General features: G+C 52.0%; 13 protein-coding genes. 1 reads left to right on the top strand and 12 read right to left on the bottom strand.

What is annotated here, in order from left to right:
• Positions 1-14: 14 nt before the first annotated feature.
• The 9 genes from OKF39_RS14030 to OKF39_RS14070 all read right to left on the bottom strand — a co-directional run bounded on the left by OKF39_RS14030 (position 15) and on the right by OKF39_RS14070 (position 11,823).
• Positions 15-458 carry a DUF6386 family protein gene (locus OKF39_RS14030; RefSeq protein ID WP_479983065.1) on the bottom strand — a complete coding sequence of 148 codons (444 nt, stop codon included), beginning with the start codon at positions 456-458 and terminating at the stop codon, positions 15-17.
• 8 nt (positions 459-466) lie between these two features.
• Positions 467-4,882, bottom strand: coding sequence for an RHS repeat-associated core domain-containing protein (locus OKF39_RS14035; protein ID WP_479983066.1), 4,416 nt, complete (start codon positions 4,880-4,882; stop codon positions 467-469).
• A 3-nt stretch (positions 4,883-4,885) separates the two neighbouring features.
• Positions 4,886-5,326, bottom strand: a complete 441-nt coding sequence (locus OKF39_RS14040; RefSeq protein ID WP_048959369.1) for a DcrB-related protein — start codon at positions 5,324-5,326, stop codon at positions 4,886-4,888.
• Positions 5,327-5,399: 73 nt separating this feature from the next.
• Entirely contained in the window at positions 5,400-6,476 is a 1,077-nt protein-coding gene (locus tag OKF39_RS14045) for a hypothetical protein (RefSeq protein WP_048959368.1), read from the bottom strand.
• A 3-nt stretch (positions 6,477-6,479) separates the two neighbouring features.
• A complete protein-coding gene (locus OKF39_RS14050) occupies positions 6,480-7,073 on the bottom strand; it encodes a hypothetical protein (protein ID WP_479983067.1) in 594 nt (197 codons plus the stop codon).
• 55 nt (positions 7,074-7,128) lie between these two features.
• Positions 7,129-7,635, bottom strand: a complete 507-nt coding sequence (locus OKF39_RS14055) for a hypothetical protein (RefSeq protein WP_223824751.1) — start codon at positions 7,633-7,635, stop codon at positions 7,129-7,131.
• Between the two features lies 1 nt (position 7,636).
• Complete coding sequence (locus tag OKF39_RS14060) at positions 7,637-10,222, bottom strand: type VI secretion system Vgr family protein (protein ID WP_479983068.1); 2,586 nt, start codon at positions 10,220-10,222, stop codon at positions 7,637-7,639.
• 157 nt (positions 10,223-10,379) lie between these two features.
• Complete coding sequence (gene tri1, locus OKF39_RS14065) at positions 10,380-11,447, bottom strand: ADP-ribosylarginine hydrolase Tri1 (protein ID WP_479983069.1); 1,068 nt, start codon at positions 11,445-11,447, stop codon at positions 10,380-10,382.
• A gap of 25 nt (positions 11,448-11,472) precedes the next feature.
• Positions 11,473-11,823, bottom strand: coding sequence for an immunity protein Tsi6 family protein (locus OKF39_RS14070; protein WP_045261346.1), 351 nt, complete (start codon positions 11,821-11,823; stop codon positions 11,473-11,475).
• On the opposite strand from OKF39_RS14070, the gene OKF39_RS14075 reads away from it, so the two are divergent.
• Complete coding sequence (locus OKF39_RS14075; protein WP_088204531.1) at positions 11,822-12,070, top strand: hypothetical protein; 249 nt, start codon at positions 11,822-11,824, stop codon at positions 12,068-12,070. The genes OKF39_RS14070 and OKF39_RS14075 overlap by 2 nt on opposite strands.
• Before the next feature lie 101 nt (positions 12,071-12,171).
• On the opposite strand, the gene OKF39_RS14080 is transcribed toward OKF39_RS14075, so the two are convergent.
• Genes OKF39_RS14080 through OKF39_RS14090 form a run of 3 tightly spaced genes read right to left on the bottom strand, consistent with a single transcriptional unit; the run spans position 12,172 to position 14,782 of the window.
• Complete coding sequence (locus tag OKF39_RS14080) at positions 12,172-13,245, bottom strand: hypothetical protein (RefSeq protein ID WP_047366826.1); 1,074 nt, start codon at positions 13,243-13,245, stop codon at positions 12,172-12,174.
• A gap of 22 nt (positions 13,246-13,267) precedes the next feature.
• Entirely contained in the window at positions 13,268-13,702 is a 435-nt protein-coding gene (locus OKF39_RS14085) for a hypothetical protein (RefSeq protein ID WP_028013479.1), read from the bottom strand.
• Positions 13,703-13,726: 24 nt separating this feature from the next.
• A complete protein-coding gene (locus OKF39_RS14090; protein WP_024909805.1) occupies positions 13,727-14,782 on the bottom strand; it encodes a PAAR domain-containing protein in 1,056 nt (351 codons plus the stop codon).
• Positions 14,783-14,787: the final 5 nt, after the last annotated feature.

The raw sequence follows: 14,787 nt of genomic DNA on the forward strand, positions 1-14,787 counted from the left end.
GCGTGGATTTTCATTCAGAGGTAAACACCCTCTTCTAATGAGTTTTCAGTAAACGTTGCTTTTGTAAAGGAAATTAGCACATCTGAACCATGCTTTTTATATTTAACCTCGTAACTACCTGGTACTAAAGTAATAAACTCGCCTGAAATAGCATCTGAATCATCTGGCTCCAGATCTCCTCCAGTGACATCCTCTCCCGCCCCTATGAAAACCTTTCCAGTAGGTACGTTTAAAAATAACGATCCGGTATATTCACCAATGTCACTTTTAATATCAACTTTATAGTTACCATCATCTCCAAGATTGAGAAATAATACATTCCCTTTATTTATTTCTTCAACTTCATCTTCTGGAAGACTCCACCAATCTGCATCATCATTAATCCTATGCTTTAATGACATCAAATCATAAATCACTAATGTGGCAGTATCCGTCTGTATATTAATAGATTTATTCATTTTACCCCCTATTGAAATATTATTTCACTGATGGCATCTCCGGGCTGAAGCCCCGCCTTTCTGCCTGCATTTTTCAAAGAACTACCTACACTTTTATTAATAGTTTCATTCAGCATTTGTAATCTTTGTGTAGGCGAACCTCCAACAATTAAATCAACAGGATGATCAGCGTTTAACTTACTTAGATCAGGTGCTGAACCAAACATTTTTTCAAAACGTGCAGAAACAGCCTGCCTGTAAGAACTTTGCAAAGATGAAATCCTAACCTCATGGGTGCCAGGAGACCAAACTAACTCTCCTCTTTGAGCCGCTCGGTTTAAAGCATTCATTTTTTTCATAAACTGTCTTTCGAGGAATTTTCTCTCAGTTGATGACAGCTTTGTGCTGCTTAAAATCTTCGGTTTATTGACAGTTAAGCGGGTACCTCCAGAACACCTACTCAACCCCCACGGATCCACCCACCCCAGCGCATTCGGCGCATACTGGTAAAGGTTTATCCCCCCCGCCAGCCCTATCGGGTCCTGCTGCGTAAACCTTCCGCAATCCGGGTCGTAATACCGGAATAGATTGTAGTGCAGCCCTGTCTCACGGTCCAGGTATTGCCCCTGCATCCGCAGGTTCTGGGAATATCCTGATAGCTGCGTCTCGCTTTCCCGCAGCAGCTTGCCCCAGGCGCTGTTCACGCCTTCCCAGCGCACCTGCCCTTCGCTATCCGTCATCCGCTCCGGCGTGCCGTTGGGCTGGCAGTGGAACCAGAAGATCTCCGGCGCTTCCAAGCCATCAATACGCGCCAGCGGATCGTAGCTGTCCTGATCGCTGTAGACGTAGGTGAGCGGCACGTCCCCGTGCACCTCCTGCAGCAGGCGGAACCCTTCCCAGACAAACCGCGTGGTGACCGGTTTACCGGTTGGCTGGCCGCCCAGCATCTGGCGTCGCGTTTTGCTGATGCGTCGCCCGAGCGGGTCATAGCGGAAGCTGACCTGCGTCTGCGGCCTGTTGCGGTCCCGCGGCTGGCTGATCACCTCCGTCAGACGGTGCTCACCGTCGTAGCGATAGTGCCAGCGGGTCTGGCCGTTATCTTTCTCCACGGTGCGTCCGTGGACATCATAGCGCCAGCGAATGCCGTTCAGTTGCGTCAGGCGGTTATGCGTGACCTTCTCAGCAGAGCCTTCGAGCGGGTTACCCGCCGCATCCCAGCGCCACTGCTCCTGGCCGGGCAGCGTGCCGTCCTGAACGAGCAGACGCCCGGCGCTGTCGTACTGCCAGCGGTACCAGCTGAACGGGTTATCGTCCCGCTCTTCGCGAACCAGGTTATTACGGTAATCGTAATCCCAGCGGCGGGACCAGCGGCGCGGCGACGGGCGCTGGGCGTTGCCGGTGAAGACGTCCCGCCGATGCAGGCGACCAAGGCGGTCGTATTCGCTGCGGGTGGTCAGCAGCCCCTGCGTGCGGCTGGTCTCGCGGTGAAGCTCGTCGCGGGTAAAGTCGGAGACCGACAGCTTATCGAGGGCAATACTGAGCAGATGTCCGCTGCCGTAGTAGAACTGTTTCAGCTCGCGGCCATCGGGCAGCGTGACGGAGGTGCGATTGCCCAGCGCATCATATTCCCACGCCAGCTCCCCGTGCTCGCCCGCTTCGCGCGTCACGCGGCCGAGCGCGTCATACTCAAAGGCGAGCTCCTGCTCCGCCTCGGTGCTCCAGGCATCGGCTGAAAGCGCCGGATGCAGCCCAATGCGGCTTAATAGCCCGGACGGCGTGTAGTGGTAGCGGGTCTGCCCTTCTGGCGTGGTGCGGGCGACCAGCTGGCCGCTCGCGCTCCAGGCGAAGGCGTGGGTGATGGCCTCCGGATGGCCGGCGGCATACGTGCGCGCTATCGTGCGTCCGCAGGCATCATAGCGATACTGCGAGGCCACGCCATCAAGCCCTACCTCTTCCAGCAGCAGCGAGTCAGCGCCCCAGCGGAACTGGTACGCTTCGCCGTTTTCGTTTTCCAGGGCAATCAGACGCCCGCGGCTGTCCCAGCGGCGACGGACCTCTTCGCCCTGCGTATTACGGGTGGCGGTTAAGCGCCCCGCCTCATCGTATCTGAACTCGCTCTCTTTCCCGTCGGCGCCCGCGTGCCTCACCGGCAGGCCACGTTCGTTCCATTTAAGCGACTCCGTCCAGCCTTCCGGACGGTCGAGCTGCACCGGGCGCCCTGCGGCGTCGTAGCGGTAGCGCGTCTCTTCCCCGTCGGCGCCAGTCTCAGCCACCAGCCAGCCCAGCGGGTGATAGCGATAGCGGGTAATACGCCCGGAACAGTCCGTCGAACGGACAATCTGCCCGGCCTCGTTGTACTCCTGATAGCGGCTGTTGCCGGCGGCATCGATCTCTTCCACAACCTGGCCAAACTCGTCCCGGCGCAGCTGCGTGGTCTGCCCCATCGGATCCAGCACGCGCTTCAGCCCGTGGTGTTCGTCGTACCAGAATCGGGTCGCGCTGCCGTCTGCTTCAATGATTGACGCGGGGAGCGCGCGGTGCTCCAGCCAGGTGGTGGTGCGGGTATTGCCGTCGGCATCGGTCTCCTGCACCCGGTTGCCCATCTCGTCGTAGACGAAGGTGACGGCATTGCCGAGCGGATCGATGCGACGCGTCAGAAGCTCGTTATCGTCCCACTCGTAGCGCCAGTTTTCACCGCGCTCGTCCACGTAGCGGACGATAAGATTCTGCGCGTTCCAGTAGTGGCGGCGCGTCTGACCATCGTAGTGCTCGACGGTCGTCAGCCCGGCGGCTAAATCGTAGCTAAAGCGACAGCCGTCGCCGGTGCTGGTGCGGTTTTCCACCACGCGCCAGTGGTCGAATTTTTGCCAGCGGTATTCGCTTTCCAGCCCCCCGGGCATCCGGTGCCAGACCATCAGGCCGTGGTCGTTATAGCGGTATTCACGCGTCACCACGCCGGAGGCGTCCGTCGCGCTCGCCAGCTGGCCGCGCGCGTCGTAGCCCCACTGCATCAGCGGCCAGGTTTGGTTGCCGTCGAAATGGCTGGCTGCGGTAACCCGCTGCGGGAAACGCTCATCTTCATAGCGCAGGGTGACGTCGATCGCCCGCGGCTCGTCGTGAAGACCAACCAGCCTGCCGTGCTCGTCCCACGCCGTCAGCAGCGCGTTGCCGTATTCGTCGCTGAGGGAGGCCAGACGCAGGATAGAAGGATTCGCGCGGGTCGGTTTGTACAGACGCCACACCGCGCCGTCATCGTCGGCAATCGCCACGTCGCCGCTCTCATTGCGGCGGATAATGATGCCTTCGCTGATGCTGTAAAACGCCTGGTCGACAGGCGGCAGTTCAAAGCTCAGCTCGCGCCCGGTTTCATCGAACCAGGTCGCATTGTTTTCTTCGAGCGAGAGATAGCTGTCAAAGGTTGTAGCCCAGCCCAGACCGAACAGCCCTTCGCGGGTGGTCAGGCTGTTATAGCTGCGCTGCCAGCGCAGCGGAAAGCGCCCCGGCAGCGAGAAATCGAGCTCGTCGTCGTCATTCAGCACCTTCACGCCGGTGGCGGCGTGAACCGGGTGCGAGGAGCCAAACACGGCATTCACCGCCATATCCGCCAGCATCCCACCGCCTGCCGCCGCCAGCGCGCAGGGCATGTTTTTCAGGATCTTGCCCGGACGCCCGCGCAGCAGGGAGAGCGCAATCATCCCCAGCGCCAGACCCGGCGTTTTACCGCTTTTGATATCGCGGACCGTGAGCGTGTCCCCGCCGATGATCACGTTAGGAGAGACATCGTCGGAAACGGTGCCTTCGCAGGTGGTGCGATCTTTCGCGCGCACCGCAGGCTGGCCGTTGATGAAAACGCTTTTGGAGCCTTCCGCCAGATACTGCGGCCCGGAGTGTTTTTCACACGCCACCTTGTCTTCTTCCAGCGGCGAAGTTCCCGCAGCGGCAGAGGCCACGCTCGGCTGCCACATTTCGCTGCCAAACTGTCCGGCGGCGGAAAGCAGCATGCCCGCGTAATCGGCAAAGCTGCCCGGCGACTGCGGCTCAGGGGGCGGGGTATCGGCGGGCGTGAGCGTGCCTGCCGCGCGTGCGGCAGGGATTGCGTTGGTCAGAACGTTGTTCGAACCGGTGGTGATTTTGCCCGCAGGCGACGGCGGGAAAAGCGCATTACCTAACCCTTCCGCGGCGTTACTGATATCGTCTGTGATACCCGCCACGTTCGCCAGCACGCCGCCAATGATGCCGCTTAACAGACAACTGGATCCAATTGCTGCCACGCCTGCAGCTGCTGCCCCCGCCCCCAGCAATGGCGCCGCTACGGTTGCTGCTGCGCCTACCGCCGCACCGATCACCGCATAGGCGGCACCTTCCGCCACAATGCTGGTGATGTCAGCAAAAATGCTGGAGTGAATAATCTCGTCGCCCTTACGGGCCGCGTTGTTATCGCTCATGCCTTACACATTCCGGTTGTCGTTTAGCGTCAGACTCTGCTTAAGCGCGCTCCAGCGCACCTCGTCCTCTTCAGTGAATGCTCTGAGTGCCGAGAGGGTAAAAATCATCATTACGGGTTTGCCCGGCGTCTGCACGGCCAGCTGTTTTTGCCACAGACGCTGCCCGTTGCGGTCAAAGGTGGTCTCAACTTCCAGCCCGTTAATTTTTCCATCAGGCCCGGCTTTTACGCTCCGGAATTCGCTCTGGGCGATCTCACCCATCTGAGGACGCAGCACATCCCACTGGCGGTGAAACTCTTGTTCGTAGTCGCTGCCATCGGGAATCACGCCGCGGCTGACCACCACGGACAGCCCGCTTTCGTCATCGCGAATGATGTTCATGCTGTTATCCTGCCAGGCAGCAGGAAAAAGGGAAAATGAACCTTCCTGGAGGGTGTATTTCATAAGTGAACTCGGGATGATTAATATTGAGAGAAACAAAAGAGGCCAATCCATGCTGACCTTTTGGCTGGCTGTTTTATTTAAGCCACTGACCTGACTGTTCGACTAAAACATGACTGCCTTTGCTGACAACCAATTTCACAGGTGCATACGTCACGGTATAAGCGATCTCGCCATTCTTGTACGTTGAGCCGATTATTTTACCTGCGGAGTCGTGTAACGTTTTACCCCTTAAGGAGATCGTACTGTTATCGCTTTTGCGCACGCCGAGGTAAACCATCTCGTCACATTTGCTCTCAAAATGGCCGCATTTGTTTATCAGCGAAATGGCGAATTTATCGGTGTCCAGTTTTCTGGTTTCCGCGTTTTGAACCGAAGCGGCTTTACGTAATGTATACCGCAGCGGGGCATAGTAATTTCCTTTTTGAGGAGGAGTAACTAAACGCCATTCCATTTCACGCCCCTTTATTTCCAGAACAGCCCGTCCACCTACGCCGCCAAATGATGAGTTGAACTCAACGCTGGCACGATTGCCAGCAATCGTACCACTAAGATTTTGCTCATCGTCTTCCGGGCAATCTATGCGGTTTCCTCTCTGGGATATATAGCAATAAGAGCCGATGATCCGGTTGTCTGATTCAGCTAACCGCAGGGTTAACGTCGAGTCGTTCTTGAATTCGCCAGCCCACTCCCCGTCAAATACGAGTTTTGATTGGCCGAACTTTGCAAAATGCATCGCATTAAATCTGGCGGCCCACTGCTGAATATCGGCATGAATAACCGGGCTATTGTCAGATGACTGGTAATGAATAACGTCCGACGTCGGAACCACCCAGGCTGCAAAGATTTTGCCGTCAGGATTGATGACCAGCGCGGATGCATTCTCCTGATAGAGATCTTTTAACCAGCCCTCAACAAACAATCCACCACCTGCGGTGGTATGCGGTTCACCGAAAACATCAAAGTTATCAATAAAGGTCTGGTAATGATTTCCCAGCGTTTTCCTGAGATTGTCTGTCACTTCGCTGTCGTTAACGATGCGGCTAACCGTATCAAGCTTATTATATTGTGATAATTCAAGCGCCGTTGTGGTTTCAACGGGGCCTGTCAATAAAGCGGTGAACAATATGGCTGCCAAATGTTTTTTGGTCATAAATTACTCTGAAGAGCCATTGTTGTAATTCATGGTTATTTTCAAAACGTCGCCGTCTTTCATCTCAAACGAGAGCGCTTTTTTACCCAACTCGTAGGTAATCCACTGTTCCCCCGAATCATTGTCGACCTGACCGGTACCGTATGCGCTGTTCAATTCCTCTCTCGTTGAACCCACATGGATACCACGCGGCGTTGCGAAGCCTTCGGCAGTCACCGTAATTTGAGACACGATATAATCATCAACGCTTCTTTCCGCTTTATCCCACCAGAGATTGGAACTGAATATTTCTAACCCAGCCCTTTGATGCTGGAAGAATTTATAATTAGTTCCGTCAAAAGGAACCTCACCGGTAAAACTGCCTTCCACCGGCACGTCAAATTTAAGCGCGATATTAGGAGCCCATCTGTCGCCCAGGGCGATGGACTGGTCTTTGACCTTCACGGAAAAATCCTGTTTTGTCAGAACGGGCGGCATAGCCTCTGCCAAAACCACATTGCTACTCAGACAACTAAACATCAGGGAAAAACAAAGAAATATAGGCGTGTGTTTTTTCACGTTTATCGTCACTAACTTGATGTAAATTACGCTTTTCACGAATACTGCAAACCGGCAGCGAAATATCCGTGCCGGCATGAAAACACAACACTTATTAACGATCGTAACGCGACATAACGACTCTATTTAGGCATTCCTGGTTCATTACCGGAAAACTAAATGCCCATGCAAGTCCTCTCTCATCAGTAACGGTTCGGTATCCAACTGATTGTCCTGCGGTATTCCCACGAGGAATGTTAGAAATTTTAACATCAGGGAAATGAGTTTTGACTTGTTCGAGCGTAATGCAAGGCTGTTCGATTACAAACGAGATAAGTGAAACACTATTATCTCCATTTCCCCATAAACGAACATCTAAATCGCTGATACGAGTTCCATCAGATAATGTGAATGGAACTGACGTATAACGGTCTTTCACTTCTGGATTTTTTTGGACCAGTGGTTGATGGAAAAGTTTACTGACATCCTCGGTCTGTTTTCCCCAGACTGTTTTGAGTTCTTTAACAATATTCCATAACGAATCTTGGTTCATGTTTTTTTGTCCTGCGTAAGAAAAAGATGAAAATAGTGGGAGCAAAAAGAGGATGGTATTTTTTGTCATTCTACTTACCATAGAAACCCCCGTAATAATCGCTGTAATTGAGATCGGTACCCGAAGCTATTTCGCCTTTACCGTAGACTTTACCTATAGCTTTTGCAGCGTCATCCCGCGACAACTCTCCACTTACCATTTTATCATAGGCTGCATTGTAAGCTTTGAGATTTTCCGGGCTTCCTGCTATATCAATATCAATACCGCCATTTCCCAGAATTTCACGCTGTATTTTAATATTATTCAAGGTTGCACCACCTTCATCCATAAGCTGGCTGTTAACGAAATTTTCTTTACTAGAATAGTCCGCTGCAACAGGATATGTTGCATGCCCTGCTTCATGAGCCAGTGTTTGTACTGTATTGGCCGTGTCTTCCATGTGTTCGGGATCCATAACGATCAGTTTATTATCCGAATCAGTATAACTTCCCCCTCCAGTCGCACCTGGTTGAATCGCCCATCCCTTGTCTTTCAAATCTTTTAGCTGAGTTTGAAGGGTCGGTGACTTGTTGATTTGTTTAACAACATCATCATTGAAAGGCATAACGTCTGAGCTATTCGGATTGTTTTTATAAACATAATTCCCTTTCAAAGGCGGGGCTGTTGTTGACGCCGAAGCTGGAGCAGGTTTCGATTGGCCTGCTGCTGGAGCCGCAGCGGGGGCAGGACGACTAGCGCTCTCTTGCGGCGAAAACTTCGCCTGCACCGCCGCATCAATATCCCCTTTATGCCCCGATCCCGGTGCCGTTGTGCCCGGCTTGGTTCCCGAGGTATTCAGATGCAGCTTACCGCCCGTGGTGATATACCCATCTCCTTCCACGAAGAAGTTAAACTCTTTGCCAATCAGGTTAATCTTGCCGTTAGCGTTCAGCTCAATAGCGCTCTCACCTGAGACCAGCCTCAGCTTCGTCCCGGATGCAATAACATACTGCTCGACCGCCGCATCCAGCTTGCCTTTCCCCGTCAGGATCTCGGTGCCACCTTTCACGGCCTGCGTCTGGTTCGCTTCTACGCGATGCAGCTCATTTTTCTTCACGTAATGGCTGCGCGCCCCGCCGACGCTGTGCGTTTCATCATTTTTAACGCTGGTGTCCATGTTGCGCTCGGCCTGGATCCACACCTGCTCTGCACCCGCTTTATCCTCAAAGCGCAGGGCGTTGGCGTTGTCCACGGAGCCCCCTTTCGTGCGGCTCATAAAGCCCATCTGCGTCGCTGCGGCCGGAAGCGCCCACGGCGGCATGCTCGCGTCGTTATACACGCGGCCGGTAATAATCGGACGGTCCGGGTCGCCGTTGATAAAGTCCACCACCACCTCGTCGCCGACGCGCGGGATCTGCACCCCGCCGTAGCCCTGGCCCGCCCACGCGCTCGACACGCGAACCCAGCAGGAGCTGGTGTCATCGCCCTTCGCCAGCCGGTCCCAGTGGAACTTCACCTTCACCCGGCCATATTTATCCGTCCAGATACTCTCCCCCTTCGGCCCCACCACCTTCGCCGTCTGCGGGCCGTAGGTGCGCGGCCAAGCCGTGCTCTGCGCCGGGCGGTAAACAACCGCCGACGGAATGACCGTGAAATCGGTACGGTGTATGGTCTCCCCCTCGCCGCTGGCGTAGCGGTTCTCCTCGAAGTGGTAGCCCGCCGCCGTCACCAGATACTCCCCGTTGTCGCTGAAGAACGGCGCGTTGGTTAACGTGAAGGTGTGCCCGGGCGCAATCCCCGCCGCCGTGGCGGTGGCCTGAATCTGCTGATGCTCCACCTGCCAGCGCTCCTGACGGATACGGGCATAGAACTCCCCGTGACCTTTGTCCACAAAGCGACCCGGCCAGTCGTACACGTCAATGCTGCCCGGCTTCGGCGACGCCGGGTTCTGCTGGGCCTGGAAAAGCCACGCGTTCGGCTTGCGGAAGTCATAGTCGTCGAGGCTGTAAATCCCCGGCGTCACGCTGTCCTCCAGCGCCCACTGGCTGATGCCCTCTTCGTCCGTGCTGCCGCCGGACGGCGTCTGGTGGTACGGGATGACCTCGTAGCCGCTGAACGGCTGATGCTGCGTCGCGGCGTCGGTCAGCATCAGGGTGTGCTTGTCCGCATCGTGGCTGAAGTGATACGCAATTCCCTCCAGCTCCATCAGGCGGCTGATAAAGTCCAGGCTCGACTCCTGATACTGCACGCAGTAGTCCCAGACCCGGTAGCTGCCGGTGAGTTTATCCTCAACGTTGACCTGATGCTCGCCCAGCAGGGTTTTCACAATCTGCGGCACAGTCTGGCCCTGGAAAATACGCAGGTTGCGGTCGCGCTTCATCGGCCACAGGTCCGGCTCCACCGTCAGCTGGTACACCGCATAGCGCGTGCCCGTCAGCTCAACGGCGCTCACCGCCACGCGGGTAATCTTGCCGTTAATATAGCGGGACGTCAGCAGGCTCTGCGTCGGGATGGTCACCGTGACCGGCTGGCCCAGCAGCTTACTGCGGTCAATGCGCGCGTCCGTGCCGAGTACGGTCAGCGTCAGCGCGAACGACTCGGACATCGCCTCGCGGCCCGTCAGTTTCCAGAACAGAAGCCCCTCCACCGGGAGCTGAACGGTAATTCGGTTGAGCATAATCTTTATTCCAATATGGACTAATCTCAGTGCCAGAAGTTAACTCATTTCAATACGCAAAGCGTAAACGCTGCTGGTTTGATAATGAGTAGCTGTAAGATTGACTTCTCATGCCACAAAAAAACCACTTTTCCTGAATTTTCATGGAGATAAACAGTTACAAGAAAGTGTCTTCAGGGGCTCTATCGAACAATTCACCAGCCATTTTGGCGATACGTTCATGTTGTACGAGTTTATTTTTCCACTCCTGCGGAATAGCGGAATAACCATATAATGCTCCCGCTATTTGTCCCGCCGTTGCCGCAACGCTGTCAGCGTCATCGGCAAGATTGGCAGCCAGCAGAATCGCATCCCGGAAATTATCAGTATTCCATACGGACCACATCGCGGCCTCAAGCGTATCGATAACATAACCACTTGAACGAATCTGATCGCGAGTTTTTTGCTTATACTCACCCGCATTTATGATCATTACACGCGCGCACAGTGGGAAAACATGAGGGGAAAAAGCTTCTTCTTTTTGATAACCGTTAATTAAATAGTGCAATACCAATCCGAGAAATTGGCATGCGTTAATTGACTCTACCGCGCCATGCGTTGCTCGACTCTGAGCCTGGGATTCGAAGTAAATCGCACGCAGCGATTTTCGACGAAAGATAGACACCGGTGCTTGACGAATAACCCCAGCATTACCAGCAGTGTGTTTCTCTGTATTACCATACCAGGAAGGTCCGACACGCTTATACTGTTCAAGTGCGAATCGCGTCGTATTCCCGATATCGAAGCACCGACCATTACTACTATTCTCTCCGTCAAGATACCATTTCAGGAGATATTTTCTAAGCACATCGGTGTGCATTCTGTTTTCTGAAAGATAAGTCTCTGCCAGACATAATGCCATGGACGTATCATCTGTCCATTCACCAGGTTTTAATTGAAAAGGTCCCCCACCAATCATATCCGCTACATGTTCGCTGTCTCTGCGTTTAAATTCAAGAGTAGTGCCAACTGCATCTCCAACAGCCAAACCCACTAACGCCCCAAGTGCTTTATCGCGTGAAACATCTTCATTTGTGATTAAAGGTAATATTTCATCCCATACATGAGAGGAATTTGAATCATCAATGCTGCTTCTTATTACCTTACGAACATTAACTGGCATGTAGTTACGATAACGATCGGCATAATGATTAATTACTGAGTCTTCGCTGTAAAGATCTATCATCCCGCACCCTTTAATCAAACGTTGTTTACCACTTGCGATATCGTTTTTGCCTTTTCAAATACTCAACGTCTTGCTCATGAGGGAGAATAAACTTCAATCCTTTTCCCATTTGCGAAGCTATATAATTAACATTGGACAAATGCTGAGCAAGTTCTGCATCGGTTGTATCAAACTCTTTTGACGCAAGCACTCCAAGATTTAATTTGTGCAATTTACTTTTATCTTTCTCAGACCCCGTTAGAATAGACTTAATATAGTCCAACTGATTCTTCGCCATAACATATAAAGAAAATGTAGGATTTTCATCTAATCGATGATTAATTGCATCAATAGCATCATTGATATAATCCAGCGCGGTGTAATTTTCTTTACTCATGAGTCACCTCAAATACTGCCCTGGCGATGGCCTGAACCTGCGGATGCTCCACTTCTACCTGTTACACAGCATAGTGCATGCCCGTTCTCTCAACGGCACCGTTCGCCACATGGATAATCTTGCCGTTAACATAGCGGGATGTCAGTTTTCAGAACAGAATATCCACTCCCGCGAGCTGAACGATAGTTCAGCTGAGCATGATTTTTTATTCCACGATGATCTGTTCTCAGTGCCTGAAGTTAACTAATCCTCAGAACGAGGGCGGTTATGATATTATTTCTGTGAAACAAAAAATAAAACCACATTTCTATGGTTTTATTTAGATGGCCATGAATTAACTTTGTCAGCTCATCGTTTTTCTATGCGAAACGTAGAAAGAATGATTTCCATGCATCGTTTATTGGCTTCGTAATAATAATCCTGATGATTACGATGAGGCCCAACCACCTCAACGTAACACCACAAATCATTCATTTTAAAGATACGCATATCGTAATAAGCCCTGATATTCTCAGCAGCACTGACTACCTCTCCCGTACAGCTATAAAGATCGCCTGTAAACGAGGGATTGATATCATTTGGGATGCTGGCAATGTCCGATGTCGTAAGAGAGACCGCACTATCGTGGCGGTTAAAGCGCGCAGTTGCTTCATCGAAAATAGCCTGCGCAGCGGGATAATCAGCCTGACGGAAAAGACAGAAATTAATCACTCCATGGTTGACGTTACCTATTGTGTGTTCAATTACCAGACGATTATCATCCAGCGTATTCACCAGCCATGAATCCGGAATTTTAAATCCACTGTCATTTTTGTTGCTAAGGCTGACTGTTTTCAACAGTTCTGAAAGCATCAAATTGCTGCGATGCAGTAAATCCCAGTTGATAGCAATCAGGAAAATAGTATCGGCAATCGTGTTGTAATCTTTCGACGCACAAGCCGTTTTCAAAAGGAAGTAATTTCCCCCACCATTTACAGGATTATAATCCTTCTGCACCGTATATCGTGAAACGACCTCATCACCCGATGGCATCGTTTTAATGGACAGGATATCCGCAAACTTCCCGCTTCCTGAAGGATGCGTAATTATTCTTTGGCTCAGTACTTTCTCACCCATTAAATCGAGCTTATTTATAAGCCAGTCTGACGCATTCATCTCCCACTGACAGTGTTCATATGCAGCCCAGACTTCAATATAGGGGCCGGTGTCATCGGCGATGTATCGTCCGATATTCGTCAGCCCAACCTCCTGAAATGTGATCGGCTTTAACTCTGCTGGCTTAACATTCTGGGGTAACAATAGCCAGTAATGAAGCATCTCTTTTTCTGCAGAGGTATAGAGACATTTCCAGAAATTTTCCCGAATCTCTTTTTCCTGATCCTTCATCTCAAGAGGAAAAAAATATTGTTTTTCAGCAACCATAATGCAACCTCACTCGTCGCGCTTACTTAAGCCATAAACCCGAAAACATAAGGAAGCTTCCGAGGGTAATTAAGCTTTTAGCAAAGATAAGTAAGCCAGGAGCCACGGCACGTGTCATAGACGATAATTTTTCATAATTTTCCGCGTTGTATCTTTTGTGCCCCCCCATAATCCCGGAAAATAACGTGCAGAGCAGCACTACTGTGATCTTTAATCCCCAAACACACAAGAAAGACATGGATAAGATGATCGAATAATGCTTGGCCGTTGCGACGGAAAATAATGACATTGACTGAGCAAGCCATTTCAACGTAAAGCCAATGACGACCGTAGCCACTAACACTAGAACGAACATTAACCCCGCAAGGAGCCATTGCTTTTTGTTAAATAAATCTTTTCCATTCCAGATAAGCGCTAGCGTCCAAATCATAAAGACTATAAAGAAAAACCAATGCATCACAACGTTCCCCATTTACACATTTTAATCTCCTATCAGGACTGTAACACAGCCAGTCTTAATCACACCATCGCCACTGCCCGCCGCTGGGGACGGCTTACTTTCATCATCGTCATAAATCCAGTCAAGAATCGGTTTGAGAGCAAATTTGATACTGGCATCCCCTCCCAGACCGAGCGCCGCTGCAAGCTCACCGGACACCTTAAGGTTAAATGAATAATCAGTGCTATCAATCCAGGTTCCCACGCCTGCAGAAGCGCCAGCGCTCCCTGCACTCCCTGAAAGCTTGCCATCGGCAACGACTACGCCATAAAAATCGGCTTTAGCCGTCGCCTCTCCTTTGACCGCCGCGGCTTCTGCGCCAAGTTCAACATTAAAACCATAACGCCCTTTATTTCCGTCATATAGTTCACTGACGGCCTTCGCTTCAGCGGTTGCCAGGTATACATCCCCACCGACGCCGCCGTATTGTTGCCCTTCTTTTCCAATGCTTCCCGAGGCGCCATATTGTATTGCGGTGGCGTTTGCATTGAGATTAATCGCCCCGTAATCAGCTCGATCGGTCACTAACGTGCCGCTGGCAGTCGCCACCCCTACTTTAGTACGTACCTCGCCTTTATATTTATCCTGACTTTTTGTATTCCCGACCGTGATATCGGCAAGTGCGAATCCGGCTGAAGCCGTATCGGGTTTTCCAAAGCCGGATTTATCTTCAAGGCTTGCATAGGCGCCAAGCACACGGGCGTCGTAAACATCACCATGTATAGCACCATCTTTACCCGCATCCTTCGCCGCCGTTCCGCCCCAGTATTGCGGAGGTGCGGGTTGAGTGGATGCGACCGCAGGGGTTGCTGAGGTATTGCAACCCGTCTTGTCACCTTCCCTGGCGAGAGGCAAACCATTCACAAATACCGTTGTTGAACCACTGAGAATACTTCCCTGACCATGTTGGGAGCATGAAAGCGGGTCGCCTTTTCGTGCTGCCGGAAATCCGCCAATAATTACGTTGGGACTTCCGCTTTGAATTGGGCCAGTATGTGCGCTGGAATCAATGCGCGCTCTGGCGGCTGGTTTTCCCATAATAG

This window comes from Enterobacter cloacae complex sp. HYC042_NIDB, from assembly GCF_056673315.1.

Excerpts from the sequence above, each read along its gene's own strand:
- OKF39_RS14030 (WP_479983065.1), bottom strand. The coding sequence starts at position 458 with ATGAATAAATCTATTAATATACAGACGGATACTGCCACATTAGTGATT.
- OKF39_RS14045 (WP_048959368.1), bottom strand. The coding sequence starts at position 6,476 with ATGACCAAAAAACATTTGGCAGCCATATTGTTCACCGCTTTATTGACA.
- tri1 (WP_479983069.1), bottom strand. The coding sequence starts at position 11,447 with ATGATAGATCTTTACAGCGAAGACTCAGTAATTAATCATTATGCCGAT.
- OKF39_RS14070 (WP_045261346.1), bottom strand. The coding sequence starts at position 11,823 with ATGAGTAAAGAAAATTACACCGCGCTGGATTATATCAATGATGCTATT.
- OKF39_RS14090 (WP_024909805.1), bottom strand. The coding sequence starts at position 14,782 with ATGGGAAAACCAGCCGCCAGAGCGCGCATTGATTCCAGCGCACATACT.
- OKF39_RS14075 (WP_088204531.1), top strand. The coding sequence starts at position 11,822 with ATGAGTCACCTCAAATACTGCCCTGGCGATGGCCTGAACCTGCGGATG.
- OKF39_RS14080 (WP_047366826.1), bottom strand. The coding sequence starts at position 13,245 with ATGGTTGCTGAAAAACAATATTTTTTTCCTCTTGAGATGAAGGATCAG.
- OKF39_RS14085 (WP_028013479.1), bottom strand. The coding sequence starts at position 13,702 with ATGCATTGGTTTTTCTTTATAGTCTTTATGATTTGGACGCTAGCGCTT.
- OKF39_RS14055 (WP_223824751.1), bottom strand. The coding sequence starts at position 7,635 with ATGACAAAAAATACCATCCTCTTTTTGCTCCCACTATTTTCATCTTTT.
- OKF39_RS14060 (WP_479983068.1), bottom strand. The coding sequence starts at position 10,222 with ATGCTCAACCGAATTACCGTTCAGCTCCCGGTGGAGGGGCTTCTGTTC.
- OKF39_RS14035 (WP_479983066.1), bottom strand. The coding sequence starts at position 4,882 with ATGAGCGATAACAACGCGGCCCGTAAGGGCGACGAGATTATTCACTCC.
- OKF39_RS14040 (WP_048959369.1), bottom strand. The coding sequence starts at position 5,326 with ATGAAATACACCCTCCAGGAAGGTTCATTTTCCCTTTTTCCTGCTGCC.